Annotated in this window: 18 protein-coding genes and 1 tRNA gene; 15 read left to right on the forward strand and 4 right to left on the reverse strand. The window is 70.7% G+C overall.

The window, feature by feature from the left end; translation table 11 throughout:
* The first annotated feature begins 21 nt into the window (after positions 1–21).
* The 3 genes from ATC03_RS02780 (at position 22) to ATC03_RS02790 (ending at position 1,747) form a co-directional block, all read left to right on the forward strand.
* Entirely contained in the window at positions 22–957 is a 936-nt protein-coding gene (locus ATC03_RS02780; protein WP_067872843.1) for a patatin-like phospholipase family protein, read from the forward strand.
* A 78-nt stretch (positions 958–1,035) separates the two neighbouring features.
* Entirely contained in the window at positions 1,036–1,395 is a 360-nt protein-coding gene (locus ATC03_RS02785) for a YciI family protein (protein WP_067872846.1), read from the forward strand.
* A 4-nt stretch (positions 1,396–1,399) separates the two neighbouring features.
* The gene (locus ATC03_RS02790; protein ID WP_067872849.1) at positions 1,400–1,747 is read left to right on the forward strand and encodes a YciI family protein; all 348 of its coding nucleotides are present in this window, start codon (positions 1,400–1,402) and stop codon (positions 1,745–1,747) included.
* 98 nt (positions 1,748–1,845) lie between these two features.
* On the opposite strand, the gene ATC03_RS02795 is transcribed toward ATC03_RS02790, so the two are convergent.
* Positions 1,846–2,661 (reverse strand): LysE/ArgO family amino acid transporter, encoded by an 816-nt coding sequence (locus ATC03_RS02795; protein ID WP_067872852.1) that lies wholly within the window; start codon positions 2,659–2,661, stop codon positions 1,846–1,848.
* A 71-nt stretch (positions 2,662–2,732) separates the two neighbouring features.
* Here ATC03_RS02795 and ATC03_RS02800 point away from each other — a divergent pair, with 71 nt between their 5' ends.
* Both ATC03_RS02800 and ATC03_RS19705 read left to right on the forward strand, forming a co-directional pair.
* Complete coding sequence (locus ATC03_RS02800) at positions 2,733–3,695, forward strand: LysR family transcriptional regulator ArgP (RefSeq protein WP_067872855.1); 963 nt, start codon at positions 2,733–2,735, stop codon at positions 3,693–3,695.
* Between the two features lie 101 nt (positions 3,696–3,796).
* Positions 3,797–3,970 (forward strand): CsbD family protein, encoded by a 174-nt coding sequence (locus ATC03_RS19705; RefSeq protein ID WP_074400962.1) that lies wholly within the window; start codon positions 3,797–3,799, stop codon positions 3,968–3,970.
* A gap of 117 nt (positions 3,971–4,087) precedes the next feature.
* Here the strand turns inward: ATC03_RS19705 and ATC03_RS02805 are convergent, their stop codons facing one another.
* Positions 4,088–5,314 carry a pyridoxal phosphate-dependent aminotransferase gene (locus ATC03_RS02805; protein WP_067872858.1) on the reverse strand — a complete coding sequence of 409 codons (1,227 nt, stop codon included), beginning with the start codon at positions 5,312–5,314 and terminating at the stop codon, positions 4,088–4,090.
* Positions 5,315–5,705: 391 nt separating this feature from the next.
* Between ATC03_RS02805 and ATC03_RS02810 the strand changes: the two genes are divergently transcribed.
* From ATC03_RS02810 to ATC03_RS02820, 3 genes are all read left to right on the forward strand, one after another.
* Positions 5,706–8,480: a glycoside hydrolase domain-containing protein gene (locus ATC03_RS02810; protein ID WP_152030839.1), complete on the forward strand. Its 2,775-nt coding sequence runs from the start codon at positions 5,706–5,708 to the stop codon at positions 8,478–8,480.
* A gap of 76 nt (positions 8,481–8,556) precedes the next feature.
* A complete protein-coding gene (locus ATC03_RS02815) occupies positions 8,557–11,457 on the forward strand; it encodes a discoidin domain-containing protein (RefSeq protein WP_152030840.1) in 2,901 nt (966 codons plus the stop codon).
* A 56-nt stretch (positions 11,458–11,513) separates the two neighbouring features.
* A complete protein-coding gene (locus tag ATC03_RS02820) occupies positions 11,514–12,140 on the forward strand; it encodes a hypothetical protein (protein WP_067881209.1) in 627 nt (208 codons plus the stop codon).
* 94 nt (positions 12,141–12,234) lie between these two features.
* On the opposite strand, the gene ATC03_RS02825 is transcribed toward ATC03_RS02820, so the two are convergent.
* Complete coding sequence (locus tag ATC03_RS02825; protein ID WP_067872866.1) at positions 12,235–13,752, reverse strand: deoxyguanosinetriphosphate triphosphohydrolase family protein; 1,518 nt, start codon at positions 13,750–13,752, stop codon at positions 12,235–12,237.
* Between the two features lie 98 nt (positions 13,753–13,850).
* On the opposite strand from ATC03_RS02825, the gene ATC03_RS02830 reads away from it, so the two are divergent.
* The 6 genes from ATC03_RS02830 to rplA all read left to right on the forward strand — a co-directional run bounded on the left by ATC03_RS02830 (position 13,851) and on the right by rplA (position 19,925).
* Complete coding sequence (locus ATC03_RS02830) at positions 13,851–16,952, forward strand: hypothetical protein (protein WP_067881212.1); 3,102 nt, start codon at positions 13,851–13,853, stop codon at positions 16,950–16,952.
* A gap of 112 nt (positions 16,953–17,064) precedes the next feature.
* Positions 17,065–17,137 (forward strand) — tRNA-Trp (locus ATC03_RS02835).
* 40 nt (positions 17,138–17,177) lie between these two features.
* The gene (gene secE / locus ATC03_RS02840) at positions 17,178–17,453 is read left to right on the forward strand and encodes a preprotein translocase subunit SecE (protein WP_067881215.1); all 276 of its coding nucleotides are present in this window, start codon (positions 17,178–17,180) and stop codon (positions 17,451–17,453) included.
* A gap of 62 nt (positions 17,454–17,515) precedes the next feature.
* A complete protein-coding gene (gene nusG / locus ATC03_RS02845) occupies positions 17,516–18,445 on the forward strand; it encodes a transcription termination/antitermination protein NusG (RefSeq protein WP_067872869.1) in 930 nt (309 codons plus the stop codon).
* A gap of 227 nt (positions 18,446–18,672) precedes the next feature.
* The gene (rplK, locus tag ATC03_RS02850; protein ID WP_067872872.1) at positions 18,673–19,101 is read left to right on the forward strand and encodes a 50S ribosomal protein L11; all 429 of its coding nucleotides are present in this window, start codon (positions 18,673–18,675) and stop codon (positions 19,099–19,101) included.
* 134 nt (positions 19,102–19,235) lie between these two features.
* On the forward strand, positions 19,236–19,925 hold the full coding sequence (gene rplA / locus ATC03_RS02855) for a 50S ribosomal protein L1 (protein ID WP_067872875.1): 690 nt from the start codon (positions 19,236–19,238) through the stop codon (positions 19,923–19,925).
* A gap of 229 nt (positions 19,926–20,154) precedes the next feature.
* Here rplA and ATC03_RS02860 read toward each other — a convergent pair whose 3' ends face one another.
* Positions 20,155–20,427, reverse strand: coding sequence for an acylphosphatase (locus ATC03_RS02860; protein WP_067872878.1), 273 nt, complete (start codon positions 20,425–20,427; stop codon positions 20,155–20,157).
* Positions 20,428–20,575: 148 nt separating this feature from the next.
* Here ATC03_RS02860 and ATC03_RS02865 point away from each other — a divergent pair, with 148 nt between their 5' ends.
* Positions 20,576–20,941, forward strand: a complete 366-nt coding sequence (locus ATC03_RS02865; RefSeq protein ID WP_067872880.1) for an iron chaperone — start codon at positions 20,576–20,578, stop codon at positions 20,939–20,941.
* Positions 20,942–20,991: the final 50 nt, after the last annotated feature.

Consider the following 20,991-nt stretch of genomic DNA (forward strand, 5'->3'; position numbering starts at 1 on the left):
GAATCGCGAAAGGCGACTCCCATGAACACCACCACCTCTTCGATGCCAGAGGCATCGCACCACGCCGCCTCCACCACGGGCCGCCGCGCACTCGTGCTCGGCGGCGGCGGATCCGCGGGCAACGCCTGGCTCATCGGCGTCATCGCCGGCCTGCACGAGGCCGGGCTCGACGTCACCCGGGCCGATCTCATGATCGGCACCTCGGCGGGGGCCACGGCCGCAGCGCAGATCACGGGCACGGCGCCGGCCGCGCTGCTCGCCGCCGTCCTCACCGCAGTGCCCCCGCAGCGCACCGCCCCCGACGGCTCGGAGCGGCGAGGCGCGTTCGCCGGATCGGCGAACGACCACCTCGAACGATTCCGCCGCATCATCGCCGACTCGGCCGATGCGGGCGACATGCGTCGTCGCATGGGCGCGATCGGCATCGAGCAGGATGCCGCGACGAACGGAGCCCGCCAGGCGCCGTGGCGCTCGACCGTCGCGGCCCGGCTGCCGCAGCAGCAGTGGCCCGAACAGGACGTGCGCCTGACCGCGGTCGACGCCCGCACCGGCGAGCCGGTCGTGCTCGACCGCGACAGCGGCGTCGACCTGGCCGACGCGGTGGCCGCGAGCTGCGCGGGCGGATTCGCCTACCTGGTCGGCGACCGGTACCTCATCGACGGCGGCTACCGGCGCAACGAGAACGCCGACCTCGCGGGCGGCTTCGAGCGGGTGCTCGTGCTGTCGCCCCTCGGCGGTCGCACGCTGCATCCGCTCGGGTGGGGCATGCAGCTCGCCGCCCAGGTCGACGAGCTCCGCGCCGGGGGCAGTCGCGTCGAGACCGTCGTGCCCGACGAGCCCGCCCTCGCCGCCTTCGGCGACAACCTCATGGACCTGTCGACGCGGCCTCCGGCTGCGCGGGCCGGCCACGCTCAGGGTCTCGCGCTCGCCACCCGGCTCAGCGGGTTCTGGAACTGATGCGGCCCGGAGTGTCGATCTGCCCGCACCCCGTTCGTCGCCCGAGCAGAAGCACGACGACGAGAGGAGTATGACGTGATGGAGATCATGATGTTCGTGGTCGCCGACCCCGCAGTGGATGTCGGGCCGGTCGACGAGGAGGCCGTGGCCGAGTGGGACCGGTTGAGGGCCGAGCAGGGCGTGCTGAAGCGCGCGATGCGGTTGCGGCCGGCCGATGAAGCGGTCACCGTGCGGGTTCGGGGCGGCCAGACGATCGTGACCGACGAGACGGTCGTCACCGACGGGCCGTTCACCGAGTCGAAGGAGTGGATCGCGGGGTACGACCTCCTCGAGGTCGACGATCTCGACCACGCGATCGAGCTCGCGAAGGGCGACGAGCTCGCCCGGCACGGCGCGCTTGAGATCCGGCCGATCTGGCCGCTGAACGGCGAGGAGTGACGCCGTGGAGTTCCTGATGCTCGTGCTGCACGACGACGACGCCGAGCCGTATGTCGAGGCGGAGGACAACATCGCCGAATGGGGCGCAGAGGTCGGCGAACGCGGCGTCTGGGTCGCCGGCGACCGACTGCGCCCTCCGGAGTTCGCGAAGACCGTGCGCTTCCGCGACGACCGTCCGTACGTGACCGACGGTCCGTTCAGCGAGTCGAAGGAGTGGATCGCCGGGTTCGACGTGCTCGAGGTGCGCGACCTCGACGAGGCCATCGAGATCGCCGCGAAGCATCCGATGGCCCGGTTCGGCCGCATCGTGCTGCGCAAGGCGTGGCCGCTCGGCGAGGGCTTCGACCGGTAGGGCTTCACGCAGTCGGCGGATGCCGCGGGCCGGCGTTTCTCGCGTCGGCCCGCGGCGCTCGGCTCAGTGCGGCGCTCCGCTCAGTGCGGCAGCAGCAGTCAGTGCGGCAGCACGAGCATGACGCCGAGCCCGATCATGACGACCGCGATGACGCCGTCGAGCACGCGCCAGGCGCGCGGGCTCGCGAGCACGCCGCCGAGCAGCCGCGAGCCGTAGGCCAGCCCGAAGAACCAGGCGATGCTCGCGAGGCCGGCCCCGGCAGCGAACGCCCAGCGATCGTCGCCGTGCGTGTTCGCGATCGAGCCGAGCAGGAACACCGTGTCGAGGTACACGTGCGGGTTCAGCCAGGTCAGCGCGAGGCACGTGAGCACGGCCGCCGCGAGGGTCGTGCGGCCGGCGCGGGTCGGGCTCGCGGTGCGCGACGGGCTCACGGTGCCGGTGCGCTCGATCGTGGGGGTGACGGATGCCGCGGCCGCGCCGGGAACGGAGGCCGAGGTGTCCCGACCCGAGCCATCCGCACCCGGGCCGCCCGCGGCATCCGCCCCGCTGCCCGTGCCCTCGCCCACGTCGACGCCGACGCCGCTGCCGACGCCTTCGACGCGCTCGCCCGCGATCAGCGCGTCGCCGCTCGGCCGGATCGCACGCTTCGCGGCGAGCAGCCCGTAGACGACGAGGAACGCCGCGCCGGCCCATCGCACGGCCTCGACGAGCCACGGCACGGCCTGCAGCACCGCGCCGACGCCCGAGACGCCGAGCATGATCAGGGCGAGGTCGCTGAGCGCGCAGATCGCGGCGACGGCGAAGACGTGCTCGCGGCGGATGCCCTGGCGCAGCACGAAGAGGTTCTGCGCGCCGATGGCGACGATGAGCGAGAGGCCGAGGCCGAGGCCGGCGAGCAGGGCGGAGAGGGGCACGTTTCGACGGTAGGCGCCATTCGGTCATCAATCCAGCTCAGGTTCCTTCAGAAGCATTAGCGTTGCTTCAGATGGAGATCCCGACCGACCTCGCCCGCACGCTCGCCGTCGTCATCGACGAGGGCACCTTCGACGCGGCCGCCCGCCGCCTGCGGCTGACCCCGTCGGCCGTCTCGCAGCGCATCAAGGCCCTCGAGCAGCAGCTCGGCCGGGTGCTGGTCGTGCGCAGCAAGCCCGCGCGGGCGACCGAAGCGGGCGCCGCGGTCGTGCGGTTGGCGCGCCAGCTCGCCCTGCTCGAGCACGACACGCTCGCCGCGTTCGGGCTCGGCGGCGACGACCACGGCGGCGACGACGGTCGCGACGCGGGCCGGCCCCGGCCCGTGACGCTGCCGCTGGCGGTCAACGCCGACTCGCTCGCCACCTGGTTCCTGCCGGCGCTCGCACGGGTCGCCGACCGACATCCCGTGGTCTTCGACCTGCACCGCGACGACCAGGACTTCACGGCCGGCCTGCTCGAGTCGGGCACGGTCATGGGCGCCGTCACCTCGCAGGCCGATCCGGTCGCCGGATGTCTCGTGCGACCGCTCGGAACCATGCGCTACGAGGCGGTCGCCACCCCCGCCTTCGCCGCGCGATGGCACCTGCCCGAACGCACGGAGTCGTTCGCCGACGCCCCGATCGTGGAGTTCGACCGTCGCGACGACCTGCAGCGGCAGTACCTCGCCGCCCGCGGCGTCGACCCGGTCGCCCCGCCCCGCCATTTCGTGCCGGCCTCCGCGGACTTCGCGGCCGCGATCAAGCTCGGGCTCGGGTGGGGGCTGCTGCCGGGGTTCCAGTCGGCCGACGACCTCGCCGCCGGAACCCTCGTGCCGCTCGGCGGACCGCCCGTCGACGTGCCGCTGCACTGGCAGCAGTGGAACCTGCGCTCGCCGCTGCTCGACGCCGTCGCCGACGAGCTCGCCGTCGAGGCCGCGACCGCGCTGCGTGCCGCCGCCCCTGCGGCGACTCCCGCGCCGCCGCGGGCCATGTGCTAGGCGATCCCGGCTGTGAACTCAACCCCTAGTCGCACCCGGCCCGAAGGCGTTTGACTGGGTCTCGAGCACGGCAGACCGCGGCGCTCGGAAGGAGTTCCACCATGGGAATCGACGACCGCATCAAGAACACCGCCGAAGACCTCGGCGGCAAGGCCAAAGAGGCCCAGGGCAAGGTGACCGGCGACGACGCGAAGGTCGCGGAGGGCAAGGCCGACCAGGCCAAGGCCGACCTGAAGAACGCCGCCGAAGACGTCAAGGACGCCTTCAAGCACTGACGCCCTCCAGACTCCCTCGACAGCGATGACGCGGCCGAGGGGCTTCAGAACGAGAACGCCTGCACACCGGGGAGTGCGGGCGTTCTCGTGCGTCCGGGTGCCGCCGACGTCGGCGCGTCAGCCGAACAGGCGCTGCAGGCGCTGCACGCCCTCGAGGAGTGGTGCGTCGCCCAGGGCGTAGCTGAACCGCAGGAATCCGCTGGGGCCGAACGCCTCACCGGGAACCGCGGCGACCTCGGCCTTCTCGAGGATCAGGTCGGCGAGCTCGAGCGAGTTCGTCGGCGTGACGCCGCCCCATTCGCGACCGAGCAGCCCCGTGACATCGGGATAGACGTAGAACGCGCCCTCTGGCACCGGCACGGTGAAGCCGTCGATCTTCGACAGCTCCGAGACGATGAGGCGGCGACGGCGGTCGAACGCGCGGCGCATCTCTTCGACGGCGTCTTGGGGGCCGTTGAGCGCGGCGATGGCGGCGCGCTGCGAGATGTTCGACACGTTCGAGCTCAGGTGCGACTGCAGGTTCGCGGCGCCCTTGATGACGTCGGCGGGGCCGACCATCCAGCCGAGGCGCCAGCCGGTCATCGCGTAGGTCTTCGCGACGCCGTTGACGAGGATCGTCTGGTTCGCGAGGCCGGGCACGGCCTCGACGATCGACAGCGCGCGCGGGGCGGCGGCATCGGCCGGGCCGTCGATGGGCGCGTAGGTGAGGTTCTGGTAGATCTCGTCGGAGACCACCCAGATGCCGTGCTCGAGGGCCCACTCGCCGATGGCGCGGGTCTGCTCGGGCGAGTACACGGCACCGGTCGGGTTCGACGGCGAGACGAACAGCAGCACCTTCGTGCGCTCGGTGCGAGCGGCCTCGAGCTGCTCGACCGTCACGAGGTAGCCCTGCTCGGAGCCCGCGAACACGTCGACCTGCACGCCGCCGGCGAGCTTGATCGCCTCGGGGTAGGTGGTCCAGTAGGGCGTCGGCACGAGCACCTCGTCGCCCGCGTCGAGCAGCACCTGGAAGGCCTGGTAGACGGCCTGCTTGCCGCCGTTCGTGACGACGACCTGGCCGGGGGAGACCTCGAGGCCCGAGTCTCGCAGCGTCTTCGCGGCGATCGCCTCGCGCAGCTCGGGCAGGCCGGGCGCGGGCGTGTAGCGGTAGTTCTTGGGGTCGTGCACGGCCGCAAGCGCCGCCTCGACGATGTGCTCGGGCGTCGCGAAATCGGGTTCGCCCGCGGCATACGAGATGACCGGGCGGCCCTCGGCCTGCAGGGCCTTCGCCTTCGCGTCGACCTTGAGGGTCGCGGACTCGGCGATGGCGGCGATACGGGACGACAGGCGCGGCTTCTCGGTCACCCGTGAAGTCTACCGAGCGGATGCCGCGGCGGCCCGCTCGTGACGGGAGCCGGTCCGGCGGCCGGCCACGGGTCCGGGATGAATTTCTTCGAGCAGTGGGAATGCGCGTTCCGCGCTCCGTGCGCTGCCCCCGGGAAGCCCTGCAGTGCTCCCGGGCCCGCCACGGCGCGCGACCGGGAACTGAGCGCATCGCTCACGTGCGGTGATCGATTCGATCCCGGCCGAGCAGGCACGCGTCGAGGTTGGTGAATTCGTTCTTGACGGGCTTTCACCCATACGAGAGGCTCGGGCAAAACCTGAACGAAACTGCACGATTCAGTGAGTTTCGATCAGCTTGAATCATTGTCGATGAGCGTTGGCCGCCCTGCGAGACCACGCGAAGGGAACGAGCATGACCGCCTCTCCGGTATCCGTCCGTCGGAAACTCGCGCTGCTCCTCGCCGTCGGGCTCGCGCTGCCGCTGGCCGCGGTCGCCGCGCCCGGCGCCGCGACCGCCGAGTCGACGACCGTCATCGTCGACGACGCCGTCTCGAGCGGCACCAACCGGTTCGAGTTCGGTGCGGGGTGGAACGCGGGATCCGGCCTCGACCCGGCGAAGTGGAACGCGGGCACCGAGCACTGGGCGAAGGCCGCCGATCGCTCGACGCTCACGTTCTCGTTCACCGGGGAGCAGGCGCGACTGTTCGGCATCAAGGACGTGCCGCACGGCAGGTACGCCGTCTCGGTCGACGACGGCGCCGAGGTCGTGGTCGACGCCTACGCGGCGACCCGCACCTTCAAGCAGCTCATCTTCGACACCGGCGCCCTGCCGGCCGGGCAGCACACCGTGAAGCTCCGGCTGACCGGCGAGAAGAGCCCCGCCGCGTCGCGCGCCGACGGCCAGATCGACTTCGCGGAGGTCATCGCCCAGCGCGTGCCGGTGACGGGCGTCGAGATGGACACCGAGCCGCTGGCGCTCGTCGAGTCCGCGACGCGACAGCTCGAGGCAACCGTCGTCCCCGCAGGGGCGACCGACGCAGGCGTCACCTGGTCCTCCTCCGACGACTCGGTCGCGACCGTCGGCGCCACCGGCCGCCTCACGGCCGTCGGCGGCGGCACCGCGACGATCACCGCCACCAGCGTCGACGGCGGCTTCACCGCATCCCGCGAGGTCACGGTGACCGCCGCGCCGACCACGCTCAGCGGCGCCGTCGGCGAGACGAACTTCCACTACGCGACCACCAAGCTCTTCGATGACTACCGCCGCATGTACCTGAGCGACGTCATCGGCATGACGGGCACCGCCTGGACCGACTCCGCGTGGCGCAACGACCGCGTCAGCGGCCAGTTCGTGCTCTGGACCGGCGACGAGCCGAAGACCGGAGTGCGCGTCGAGAGCGCCACGCTGGTCGGGGCATCCGGCGCCGAACTGGATGCCGACGGCCTCGACGTGGACTTCGTCGCCTCGGTCATGGCGGGACGCGGTCGACCTTCGCTCGGGCGCCCGCAGGAGCCGATCCCGGATGTGCTGTCGAAGGCCGAGCGCATCGACATCCCCGCCGACACCGTGCAGCCGCTCTGGCTGGCCGTCGACGTGCCCTCGGATGCCGCAGCGGGCCAGTACACGGGCGAGATCGTCGTCGTCGATGACCAGGGCGAGCGCATCGAGTTCGACCTCGCGGTCGAGGTCCTCGACCTCGAACTGCCCGACGCGGGCGACTGGGACCAGTTCATCGACCTCTGGCAGAACCCGTACGCGGTCGCCCGGGTCTCCGGCATCCCGGCCGACCAGCTCTGGACCAGGGCCCACTTCGACGCGATGCTGCCGCACTACCAGCGGCTCCGCGACGCGGGCCAGGACGTCATCACGGCGACCGTCGTCAACGACCCGTGGGCCTCGCAGACGTACGACCCGTACGGCTCGATGGTGCAGTGGACCAAGAAGGCCGACGGCACGTGGGGGTTCGACTTCACCGTGTTCGACCAGTGGGTGTCGTTCATGATCGACGAGGTCGGCATCGACGGCCAGATCGACGCCTACTCGATGGTCAACTGGGCGAGCAAGGTGCAGTACCTCGACGAGGCGTCCGGCCAGACGATCACGGCGAGCGTGCCGGTGGGCACGGCGATCTGGACCGAGATGTGGAGCGCGTTCCTCGAGGCGTTCGGACCGCACCTCGAGGCCAAGGGGTGGTTCGACCGCACGTACATGGCGATGGACGAGCGGGCGCTCGGCGACCTGCTGAAGGCCGTCGACCTCATCGACGCGCACGCACCGGGCCTCAAGGTCGGCGCCGCGATGAACTACAACAGCCTCTCCGACCCGCGACTCGACCGCATCGACAAGATCTCCGTGTCGTCGGATCACGTCCTCGTCGGCGACGAGGTCTTCGAGGCGACGATGAAGCACCGTCGCGAGCTCGGACTGATCACGAGCATCTACTACTGCGTCGGCATCTACCCGAACACGTTCATCCGGTCGAACCTGGCCGAGGCCGCGTGGACGCAGTGGAAGACCGTCGCGACCGACTCCGACGGCTACCTGCGCTGGGCCTACGACAGCTTCGTCGAGGACCCGTTCGCGACCACCGACTTCAAGACCTGGGAGTCCGGCGACACGGCGCAGGTCTATCCCGGCAACGTCTCGTCCGTGCGCTGGGAGCGCATGAACGAGGGCATCCGGGACGCCGAGAAGGTGCGCTGGCTGAGCGAGCAGTCCCCCGAGGCAGCTGCCGAACTGAAGACGGCGCTCGGGGCGATGGGCAACCCCGGCGTGAAGCGCGACCCGTTCGGCGGGGTCATCGACCCGGGCGACGTCGACATCGCGGCGGAGGTCGACCGCCTCGAGGGCGAGCTCGACCGCATCACGCGGGCGTACCTCGAGTCCCGTGCCCCGCTCGACGTGACCGTGAGCGTGCAGACGCGCTGCATCGCCTCGAAGGCCGTGCTCGCCGTCACGGCGAGGAACGGCGAGGCCGTGCCGGTGTCCATCTCGTTCACGTCACCGTACGGCGGCAAGTCGTTCGCGAACGTCGCCTCCGGGAAGAACGCCACGCACGCGTTCAGTACCAGGGCGTCGAGCATCCCCGAGGGCGCCGTCACGATCGAGGCCGTCGCGACCATCGGCGGCGAGGAGCGTTCGTCGACCAGCACCGCCGCATTCGACGCGAGGGCCTGCTCGAGCTGATCCGATCCATCGTTCCGAAGCCGTTCTCGAAGTCGTTCTCGAAGTCGTTCCCGAAGTCGTTCCCGAAGGAGTGGACATGCCCGTCAGACGTCACACGAAGGCGCGGGCCCGCGTCGCGGCAGCACTGGTGCTCGGCGCCGGCGTGATCGCCGCGACGCTCGTGCCGACCGCGGCGCAGGCCGCGACCAACCCGGCCCCGCGCATCATCCCCGAGCTGCAGACGTGGACGGGCGGGGACGGCGCGTTCACGCTCGACGGCACCGGCCGCATCGTCGCCGATCCCGAGCTCGTCGAGGTCGCGGCGCAGTTCGCGGCCGACCTCGAGGCGACCACCGGCATCGTCGCCGAGGTCGCCGACGCCGCGGGCGCCGCCCCGTCGGCGGGCGACCTCGTGCTCGACTTCGACGAGACGCTCAGCCACGCTGCGGGCGGCGAGCTGTTCCAGGCCGAGGGCTACCGCCTCAGCGTCACCGCCGACGGCGTCGAGATCGCGGCGCCGAGCACCGACGGCGCGTTCTACGGAACCCGCACGGTGCTGCAGGCGCTGCTGCAGTCGCCCGGGCGTTCCGAACTTCCGATCGGCGAGAGCATCGACTGGCCGAACCACGAGGTGCGCGGCTTCATGCTCGATGTCGGGCGGCGCTTCTTCACCCCCGAGTTCGTGCGCGACTACATCACCATGATGAGCTGGTACAAGCTCAACGAGTTCCAGATCCACCTGAACGACAACGAGATCGCGAGGCCCGCGGGCGGATGGGTCGACGCGTACGACGGGTTCCGGCTGAAGACCGACAACCCCGCCTTCGCCGGCCTCGCGTCGGAGGACGGCGCGTACGACCGGGCAGACTGGCAGAGCTTCGAGGATGCCGCCGCGTCGCACGCGGTGACGATCATCCCCGAGATCGACGCCCCGGCCCACTCGCGCTCGTTCATCCGCTGGAAGCCCGAGATCGGGTTCAACGGCGGCGACTCCGACCACCTCGACCTCTCGAAGCCCGAATCGACCGAGACGATCAAGGCGGTCTTCGACGAGTTCACGCCCTGGTTCGAGGGACCCGACGTGCACATGGGCACCGACGAGTACCCCCGTGAGGGCAGGGACGACTACCGCACCTTCTTCAACACCATGGCCGACCACATCCGCGGACTCGGCAAGCAGCCGCGCGCGTGGGGCAGCATGACGGTGATGCACGGCTCGGCTGCCGGCTACGACCGCGACGTGACGATCAATGCATGGAACAACGGCTGGTACGGCATGGCCTCCGCGCTCGCCGACGGCTACGAGTTCATCAACACGAACGACGGCGACCTCTACGTGGTGCCGTTCGCGAACTACTACCACGGCAACGGCCTGAACAACTCCTCGCTCTACGCCTCGTGGCTGCCGAACAAGCTCGGCAGCACCGAGGTCGTGCCGGCCGGCACGCCGAAGGGCGCGATGTTCGCGGTCTGGAACGACCTCGTGCACGAGGACTACTCCGAGCTCGACGTGCACGGGCTCATGCGCGATTCGTTCCCCGTCATCGCCCAGAAGACCTGGAAGTCGACCACTCCCGCCCTTGCCTACGGCGACTTCACCACGCTCCAGAGGCAGGTCGGCCCCGGCCCCGGCCTCAGCACGATCGAGCAGGGCGTCGGCACGGCGGCAGCGGGCGAACGCTCGCTGGGCGCCGTGGTGACCGCTTCGTCGAGCGGCGAGGGCACGCCGCCCTCCGCACTCACCGACGGGCGATCGCTCACCAGGTGGGCGACCTCCGAGGACACCGCCGACGTCACGATCGACCTCGGTGCGTCCGCGCCGACGGGCCGGGTCGAGATCGACTGGGCCGGTACGCCGCCCGAGAGCTACGACGTGCACGTCTCGACCGACGGACGCTTCTGGCAGCACGTGACCGATGACGTCGACGGAACGACCGGCGTGGTCGACGTCGGCGGCCTCGCCGCCCGCTACGTCGCGGTCCGCGACATCCGCTCGGGTGACGGCGACATCGCCGCGTGGCGGATGTCGGTCTTCAGCCCGAAGCCGCTCACCACGGGCGCGACGGCGACCTCGTCCGGCGTCGAGGCCGCGGCCTTCCCGCCGTCGCTCGCCGTCGACGGCAACGACGCGACCCGCTGGTCGGCGAGCTACGTGGCCCAGCCGTGGATCGCGGCCGACCTCGGGGCGCAGCAGCGCTTCGGCGAGGTCGTGCTGAAGTGGGAGGGCGCCTCGGCGAAGGACTACGCGGTCGCCGTCTCGACCGACGGACAGGCCTGGACGACGGTCGCGACGCGCACCGGCATGGCCACCGGCGCGCGAACCGACACCGTCGGCTTCGACCCGGTCACCGCGCGGCACGTGCGGGTCACGGTCACGGCCAAGAACCTGAGCCCGTACCTGAGCCTCTTCGAGCTCTCGGTCCCGTCGTCGGCGGAGCCCGAGGCTGCGATCACGGCTGAGATCGCGCCGGCCGAGCCCGACCTGCCCGACGGCTCGTACTCGGTGCCGCCCTCGGTGACGATCAGCGCGACGGGCACGGCGGGAGACGTCTCCGGCCTCGAGTACCGGGTCGACGACGGTGCCTGGGCGGATGTCTCGGGGCCGATCGTGCTCGATGCGCCAGGGGAGCAGCGCCTCGAGTACCGGGCGCTCGTCGGCGACATCGCGGTGGCGGGCCACGGCGTCGTCACGGTCGCGGCCACGCCCTCGCTGGAGGTCGAGGCGACGGTGTCGAGTCGGTGCGTCGCGGGTGCCGCGGTGCTGTCGGTCCGTGCGGTGAACGGCGAGGAGGCGCCGGTCTCGGTGGCGTTCGCGTCGGAGTTCGGCGAGCGCTCGTTCGCGTCCGTCGCGCCGGGGAAGAACGCGTTCCACGCGTTCTCGACACGGGTGGCGGAATTGGCCGCCGGCGAGGTGACGATCACCGCGTCGGCGGAGGTCGGCGGCGAGACGGTGTCGTCGACGCAGGTGGTTCCGTACGAGGCTCGCTCGTGCGGCTGATGGCGTGGTTCACGGGCCCGAACGGCGGGCCGACCCGAGTGACGAAGGAGAGAACGATGACGAAGGCGAAATGGCGCATCGGCGCCCTGGTGGGTGCCGCGGTGTGCGGTCTGGTCCTGGCCGGCAACGCGGGCATCGCGATGGCCGATGAGGAGCACGGTGGCGGCGAGGTCGACGTGAGCGTCGAGGTCTCGGAACTGGCGGAGCCCGGGATCCTGGCGATGAGCATCGCGGGCACCCAGGTGGCGCTGACGGAGGACGGCTCGACCGAGCTCGTGCGCCAGTTCACGGGGTCGCTGCCCGCGGTGACGATCACCGACACCCGCACGGCCGAGGAGATCCCGGCCGGGTCGGCGTGGTATGTGCTCGGAAGCTCGTCGGGCTTCACCGGCGACGCCGGGCAGGCGGAGATCGGCGCGGGTCACCTCGGATGGGCACCCGAGCTGATCGACGGCGGCGAGTCCGGCCTGGTCTCCGCGGGCGACGAGGTGCTGACCGTGCTCGACGGCGCCCCCGACAACGTCGGCCTGGTCGACCAGGAGCTCTTCGCGAGCGCCTGGGATTCGGGCGAGATCGCGGTCGAGGGCTCGTGGACCGCGACGGCCGGCCTGTTCTTGCGGACGCCGGCGACGGTCGAGTCTGGCACCTACTCCGGCACGGTGACGCTCTCGCTCTTCGAGTAGACCGGAGCGGATGCCGCGTCGCGGCGTCGAACGGGCGGGCGGATGTCGCGGCATCCGCCCGCTCGTTCTGGTGTGCGCCGTGCCGGACGACCGCTCAGAGGTTCTGCCCGATGTCCCAGAGTCGGTCGGGGCGGCCGTCGATCGCCTCCGAGACGGCGAGCGCCTGGTCGTCGCTGAGGGAGGCGACGTAGTCGACGACGCCTCGCCCGAGGCCGAGGCGGTGCACGTCGCCGGCATCGGGGATCGGAACCCCCTCGGGCTTCGTCACGCGGAGCAGGGCGTACCCCTCGGTCGCGAGCTCGACGAGCTCCCGCAACCGCTCGGGCACGCGGTGCCGGTCGATGTCGTCGGTGATCCAGGCCGTGAGGCCCTTGACTGCACGCGTCAGCACCCTGCTGAGCCCGCGCTGGTACATGGCGATGTCGGCGCGGTCGAGGATGAAGTGCCGGTGCACGAACTTCAGCACCTCGACCTCGTGCCAGGCGAGCCGGTCGAGCGTCACGAGCCCGGTGCGCACCTCGTCGGCCGGCGCCGGCACGACCGAGGTCTGCAGGTGGTTGATCCACCGGTTCGTGAACGACGAGAGCGCGCGCTCCGAGGCGATGGAGCCGTCGAAGGGGGTCGCGAGCAGGCCGTCGACGAGATCGTCGGCGACGACGTCGACCGCCTCGGCGAAGGCCTCGTCGGTCGCGATCCAGGAGTCGCTCCGGTGCAGCTTGCGGCGCAGGCCCTCGAGCGCGGCGCCCGGGGGAGCGGACCGAGCAGCGAGGGCGTCGTCGTCGAGCTCGCGGAGGGTCGCGCCTTCCTCGATGAAGCCGCGGAACTCGCGGGCCACCGACCCCTGGCTCAGGAGGCCCGCGCGGTAGAAATCGTCGACGTCGTGGATCGAGTACGCGATGTCGTCGGCGATGTCCATGATCGAGCACTCGAGCGACTGCTGCATGGCGGGAAGTCCGCGCCGTGCCGAGAACAGGTCGGCGGCGTCGAGGTCGTAGGCCGAGAACTTCACGACGTCGATGCCGCCCGAGACGCGCCGCATGCCGCGCGGCAGCGTTCCGGGTCCGAGCGATGCGGGGTCGACGAACCGGGTCCACGGGTACTTCGCGACGGCCGCGCGCACGGCGGCCGTGAGGTTCAGCCCGTGCGGGGCGTTCGCCGAGACGTCGAGCGTCCCGATGATGCGATAGGTCTGCGCGTTGCCCTCGAAGCCGTCGGAGAGTCCGAGCGTCTCCCGGGCGAGCCGGTCGAGCACGCGCTCGCCGAGGTGCCCGAACGGCGGGTGGCCGAGATCGTGCGCGCTCGCCGCCGCCTGCACGACGACGGCGTCGCAGCCGTGCTCCAGTGCGAGCGCGCGCGCCGGCGACGCGGCATCCGACAGCCCGACCGCGATGGCGCGCGCGACAGCGGTGACCTTGATGGAGTGGGTCAGCCGGTTGTGGATCAGCGGGCCAGCGCCCGGCTGGGCGATCACCTGCGTCACGGCCGAGAGCCGCGAGAAGTACGGCGAGAACCTGATGCGCTCGAGGTCGAGCCGGAACTGCGAGTGCTCGCCCGTGACGCGCACGCTGCTCTGCGGCTCCGTGACGAGTCGGGTGCCCCGTTCGATCGACATCCTCCCAATCTACGGGTGGGGCGGCCGACGCCCGTGCATGGCGCGAACATCACAAGTGGGTCACGCGACCCACTCTGGGGTATGCTCCGCGCGTGACGATGCACCCCGGCGCGAAGAAGCGCCCTGCTCGACCCGCGCTCGCCGTGGTCGCCGCCCTGATCCTGCTCGCGCTCGGCGCGGGCATCGCGTTCGTGCTGACCGATGCGCTCGGCATCCGCACCGAGGCGGCCGACATCCCCGTCGAGACGCTCGAGGCGGCGCCGGTCGCGGCGAGCGTGCCGCCGCCCGTGTTCACGAGCATCGCGTCGTCGGGTGCGGGCGCCGCGACCGCCTCGCCCGCCGCGCCGACCTCGCCGGCCTCGCCGCGGGTCGCCGCGGCCCTCGCCGAGCTCGACGACGCGGTGGCGGATGCCGCGACCACCGACGGCACCGCGACCCTCGAGGTCGTGGCCGGCGACGGCGACCCGGCCGACGAGTCGTACGCGCTCGAGGGCACTCCCGCCGCACTGCGTGTCGTCGCCGCGAGCGAGCGAGGCGCCGTGCGCGGCGTCTACGACCTCGCGCAGGCCGTGCGCGACGGCCGTTCGACCGCCGAGCACCTCGGCGAGACCGTGGAGTCGAAGCTCGGGTTCCGCATGGCCGACCTCGGCGCGGTCGGCGTGACCGTCGACGAGGCCGCGTGGGCGGCGGGCGACGACTACTCGCACAACTCCAAGGCGTTCGAGGACGTCATCCTGCCGGACGCCCCGTACATCGACCAGGACGCGCTCGCGATCGCCCGTGACGACTTCGACGCGTACGTCGCGCACCTGCTCGCCGAGGGCTACACGGCGATCGCGGTGCCCGGGCTGCTCGAGTACCTGACGTTCTCCGACGTCGGCGACGGCACCGAGGTCTACGAGCCGGGCGACGAGCACGTGGCCCGCGCCCTCGCGATGCGCGAGGCCTTCGGTCCGATGTGGCAGTCGGCGAAGGATGCCGGCCTGCAGGTGTTCCTGCGCACCGACATGCTCGTGATCACGACGCCGCTCGAGGAGTACCTCACCGAGCGGTTCGGCGGCCTCGACACCGAGAACCCCGAGTTCTGGCAGGTCTACGCGGCGGGCCTCGACGAGTTGTACCGTGAGCTGCCGGCGGTCGACGGCGTGCTCATCCGCATCGGCGAGGCCGGCCAGGTCTACGACCTGCCCGACTGGGACTACCGCTCGGCGCTCGCCGTGACCACCGTCGACGCCGTGCAGGCCATGCTCACGACCCTGCTCGACCAGGCCGAGCGGGCCGACCGCGAGGTGATCTTCCGCACGTGGACCGTCGGCGTCGGCGCCGTCGGCGACCTGCACACCAATCCGGACTCGTACCGCGCCGTGTTCGAGGGCATCGACTCCGACCGGCTCATCGTCTCGACGAAGTACTCGCTCGGCGACTTCTACAGCCACCTGCCGATCAACGACACGCTCGAGATGGGCGACCAGCGCCGCATCATCGAGTTCCAGAGCCGACGCGAGTTCGAGAACTTCGGCGCGTGGCCGAACGACCTCGGCGACCTGTACTCGCAGACGCTCGACCGCCTGCTCGCCGCGAATCCGAACATCGAGGGCGTCTGGACCTGGACGCAGGACGGTGGCCCCTGGCGGGCCGGTCCGCTCTCGCTCGAGCTCAAGGCGGGCTTCTGGCAGCTCGCGGAGCTCAACACCGAGCTGGCCGTGCGCCTGGCCCGCGATCCATCGCTGGATGCGGCATCCGTCACCGCCGACTGGGCGCGCCGTTGGTTCTCGGATGACCCGACCACCGTGCAGGCGATCACCGAGGCCATGACCGACTCGCGCGAGGCGATCACCGACGGGCTGTACATCGGCCCGTACGCCGAGCACCGGGTGCAGGCGATCGGGCTCGAGCCGCCGCCCATGATGTGGATCTTCGAGTGGGACATCCCGACCGGCGACAGCGCCGCGCTCGACGTCATCTACGCGATCGCCCGCGACGACCTCGACGAGGCGATCGCCGGGGGATCGCGCGCGCTCGAGGCGGTCGAACGCATGCAGGCGCGCATCGACGGCACCGACGCCGCCACGTGGAAGGATGCCGCGCTCCGCGACGCATTCGTCGAGTCGCTCGCGTACGAGCACAGCACCCTCGCGATGCTCGCCGACTACCGCGCCATGGTGCTGCACAAGGCCGAGTGGCACGACACGAAGGATGCCGCGGCGTACGACGCGTGGCAGGTCGCACGTTCGGCGTTCCTGGGGTCGTCGGCCGCGCACGAACGCGACTACGCCGGCGACCCGTACCACCCGGCCTACAACCTCACGGCCGCGCACCTCGGGTTGGAGCGGGCCGACCGCGATCAGGCGATGGCGTGGATGGCGATCGTGATGCTCGCCGTGACGCTCGCCTGGATCGCCTACGGCATCGCCGCGCGATGGCCGCGGGTCTCCCGGTGGCGCGGCGCCCGACTCGCCCGTGCGACGTGGATCGCGGGCACGCGGCCCTGGCGCGCCCCCGAGGTGACGGCCGCGCTCGGCCGCGCCGAGCGCGTGCTGCTCGTCGCGATCCCGGCCGCCGCGCTGGTGCTGAGCCGGTGCATCCTCACCTGGTTCGCGGCGCCCGCGCACCTCGTGGTGACGCTCGGAGCGTGGCTCGTGTTCGGAGCGGTGGCGCTGCTCGTCGCCCGCTGGATCGGGGGCCGGGCAGCATTCGCCTCCGTCGCGGCATCCGTCGCCGGAGCCGTGCTGCTGCGCGTCGCGCTGCTCTCGTTCGCGCTCGCGCCCACCGGGCCCGGCGGGTACTGGTTCGGGTTCTGGACCGAGCCGGTCGCGCGCTCGGCCTACTCGACGGTGGCGTTTGCGCTCTTCGCCTGGGTGCTCGTCGCGGCGGCTTGGGCGCTCGCGCAGTCGGTCGGCGCGCGCCGGGCGATCGGGGTCGTCACGGCCGCGTGCGGTGCCGCGCTGGCCGTGATCGCGGGCCTCGTCGCCGTCATCGGACTCGAGGCCGCCCTCACGGCATGGAACGACCAGATGGCGCTGCTGCCGTGGGGCCTGTCGCGCATCCTCGGCATCACCGTCTACCTCGACATCCCGACGGATGCCGCGGCGTGGGCCGCCCTCGCCGGCGTCGTGCTCGCGATGGTCGGAGCCCTGCTCGCGAGCCCTCGAACAGGCCGGATCCCACGCCGGTTTGGCGGTGGGGCATCCGTCACCTAAACTTGCTGAGGTTGCGCACGACGACCAAGCTTTCCCGTGCCCGGATGTCTTCGGATTTTCGAGTAGGGTGAGGCCGGTCAGAAGGTGTGATCCTCGGAGGCGACGTCTCCGAAGGGCGGTGGCTCAATTGGTAGAGCAGCGGTCTCCAAAACCGCAGGTTGCAGGTTCGAGTCCTGTCCGCCCTGCGAGCCGGCAGCGATTGCCGGCCCACGAAAGGTGTACGAGGTGGCCCGGAAGATCATCGACGAACCCAGCGAGGATGTCGTCGCCAACGCGAAGCGCGAGCGCGCATCGCGGCGAAACCCCTTCGCGCGGATCGTGTTGTTCATTCGACAGGTCATCGCCGAACTGAAGAAGGTCGTCACTCCGACCCGCAAGGAACTCTTCAGCTTCACCGTGGTCGTGCTGGTGTTCGTCATCATCATGATGGCCCTCGTCTGGGCACTCGACTCGGTGTTCGGATGGGTAGTGCTGTACGTCTTCGGGTCGACTGGGGCCTGATCAGCCACTCGTCCTGAAGAACCGCGCGTCGCAGGACGCACGCAAGAAAAGGAATCGAGAAATTGGCAAAGACTGAGCGCGACGACGTCGACTGGGCCACGGCCGCAGAACAGTCGGCCGAAGACGACGAGGCCCAGGAGGGCAACTCGCTCGAGCACGACGAGCAGTCGGTCGAGCCCGCCGAGCAGCGTGCCGTCCACCTCGTCGACGACGAGGGCAACGACGTCGACCTCGATGCCGTGCTCGACGCCATCGCCGAGGCGAACGACCCCGAGGCCGACGCGGTCGTCGACGACGCACTCGACATCGACTCGGTCGAAGAGGCCGATGCCGCGCTCGAGGCCGTGATCGAAGAGAGCGAAGAGCCCGAGCACGACCCGTACGAGGAGTTCCGCAACGAACTGCGCTTCCTCCCGGGCAAGTGGTTCGTCATCCACTCCTACGCGGGCTTCGAGCGCCGCGTGAAGGCGAACATCGAGCAGCGCCGCGAGTCGATGGCCATGGCCGACTACATCTACCAGGTCGAAGTCCCGATGGAAGACGTCGTCGAGATCAAGAACGGCCAGCGCAAGATGGTCACCCGCGTGCGCATCCCCGGCTACGTGCTGGTGCGCATGGACCTCAACGAGGAGAGCTGGTCGGTCATCCGCCACACTCCCGGCGTCACGGGCTTCGTGGGCAACGCCCACAACCCGGCACCGCTGCGCTTCGAAGAGGCCTTCGGCATGCTGAAGAGCCTCGTCGAGATCAAGGACGTCGCCCCCGTCAAGGGTGCGAAGGGCGGCCAGGCCACCGGCGCCGCCCGCGCCATCCAGGCCGAGGTCGACTTCGAGGTCGGCGAGACCATCACGATCAAGGACGGCTCGTTCGCGGGCCTGCCCGGTTCGATCAGCGAGATCAAGCCCGAGAGCGGCAAGCTCATCGTGCTCGTCTCGCTCTTCGAGCGCGAGACCCCGGTCGAGCTCAGCTTCGACCAGGTCACCAAGCTTTGACGCGAGCCGGATCAGTGCTGCGAAGCAGCGTTGATGCGGCTCGGGGCAAGGTCGAGTAGCGCCCGACGAAGTCGGACGCGTATCGAGACCCCGCAAACACTCAGCCAACCCTCCGGTATACTCGGAGGGTTGTGCTGCGTGAGCACCACGATCCACCGCCCTCCGGAACCGCCGGTCGAGCGGGAGAGTGCCCAGGACTTGGGCGTTCGAACAGAAAGAGAGAAATCATGGCACCGAAGAAGAAGGTCACTGGTCTGATCAAGCTTCAGATCAAGGCCGGCGCCGCCAACCCCGCCCCGCCCATCGGCCCGGCGCTGGGTCAGCACGGCGTCAACATCATGGAGTTCTGCAAGGCGTACAACGCGCAGACCGAGTCGCAGCGCGGCAACGTCATCCCCGTTGAGATCACCGTCTACGAGGACCGCTCCTTCACCTTCATCCTGAAGACCCCGCCCGCCGCAGAGCTCATCAAGAAGGCTGCCGGCGTCGCCAAGGGTTCGGGCGTCCCGCACACCACCAAGGTCGGCAAGCTGACCCAGGCGCAGGTGCGCGAGATCGCCGAGTCGAAGATGGTCGACCTCAATGCCAACGACCTCGACGCCGCGTCGAAGATCATCGCCGGCACCGCCCGCTCGATGGGCATCACGGTCGAGTAATCGCCTCGCCGGTCGAAGCGTCGCTCCGCGTCGCAAGATCGGCACGGGATGCCGCGGCATCCGTCACTTCAGAATTTCACTCGTGGCAGCGCCCGCCAGGCGCGATGACCACACTCTCTCCAAGGAGAACCAACATGGCACAGAAGTCCAAGGCCTACCGGGCCGCGGCCGAGAAGATCAAGGCCGACACGTTCTACACCCCGACCGACGCCGTCGCGCTCGCGAAGGAGACCGGTTCGGCGAAGTTCGACTCGACCGTCGAGGTCGCGCTGAAGCTCGGCGTCGACCCCCGTAAGGCCGACCAGATGGTGCGCGGCACCGTCATCCTGCCCCACGGCACCGGCAAGACCGCTCGCGTCATCGTGTTCGCGACCGGCCCCGCCGCCGAGGCAGCCATCGCAGCCGGCGCCGACGAGGTCGGCGGCGCCGAGCTCATCGAGAAGGTCGCTGCGGGCTACACCTCGTTCGACTCCGCCGTCTCGACCCCCGAGCTCATGGGCCAGGTCGGCCGTCTCGGCAAGGTCCTCGGCCCGCGTGGTCTCATGCCGAACCCCAAGACCGGCACCGTGACCCCGAACGTCGGCCAGGCCGTCTCCGACATCAAGGGCGGCAAGATCGAGTTCCGCGTCGACAAGCACTCCAACGTGCACTTCGTCGTCGGCAAGGCCTCGTTCACCGCTGAGCAGCTCGACGAGAACGTGAAGGCCGCCCTCGAAGAGGTCGTCCGTCTCAAGCCGTCCAGCGCCAAGGGCCGCTACATCCAGAAGGGTGCCGTGTCGACCACGTTCGGCCCCGGCATCCCGCTCGACGTCAACGCGATCTGATTCGCGCAGGCTGTTTCGTCTGACGCGGCGACGCGTCGCCTGACGATCGCGAGGGCCCACCGGTTCGCCGGTGGGCCCTTTCGCGTACCCGGGCGGCGGCTCGCGGCATCCGACCCTCGCGGCGTGCGATGCCTCGTCGGCGTCGGCGTCGGCATCGGCGTCGCGGTATCGGCCTCCCGGTATCGGCCCGAGGAATCAGCCCTGGCGTCGGCCCTCGGGACGGGCGCCCTCAGCGGAGGATGACGAACCCGTCGTCCTCGTCGCGCGGCTCGAGGTCCGCCGCGATCACCCCGGATACCTCGGCGCCGGTCGGCCCCTGCTCGAGTCGCCGCAGCAGCTCGAGCACGGCGGACTCGGTGCCCTGCGCCTCGACCTCGACGGTGCCGTCGGGCAGGTTGCGCACCCAGCCCGTGACCTCGAGTCGCTGGGCGTGCTTGCGCGCCAGGTAGCGGTAGCCGACGCCCTGCACGAGCCCCGAGACGACGACATGGCGACGGATCACCCGCTCACCCTACCGGCGGGCGATCGCGGGGCTGTGCTCCGTCCGCCGGGCCGGGTGGAGGCGCTCGTGTCCCCAGTTCGCGGGGCGGTCGGCCCGAACGTGGCGAAACGCACTGGCCGTAGCCGGGTGCCGGTGGCAGGATTCCGCCATGGGGATCATCGACGCGCACCTCGAACGCGCGGCCACCGGCAATCGCGCCGCGCTCTCACGCGTCTACGCCGTCGCACGCGAGGCCACACCAGACCTCACCGAGGGCGAGAGCTACGGCATGCCCGCGCTGCTCTACCGGGGCAAGGGCTTCGTCGCCGCGCTCGAGTCCAAGTCGCACCTCGGGCTCTACCCGTTCAGCGGCAAGGTGCTGCCCGCCATCAGCGACCGTCTCGCCGGCTTCGACTGGTCTCAGGGCGCCCTGAAGTTCACCGCGCAGCACGAGATCCCCGACGACCTGCTGCACCTCATCTTCGAGACCCGGCGCGGCGAGATCGACGCCCAGCTCGACCGCAAGAAGCGCTGACCGCACAGACGACGGATGCCGCCCCGAGAGGTTCGGGGCGGCATCCGCTC

It is taken from the genome of Agromyces aureus (assembly GCF_001660485.1).
GTDB classification, from domain to species: Bacteria; Actinomycetota; Actinomycetes; order Actinomycetales; family Microbacteriaceae; genus Agromyces; species Agromyces aureus.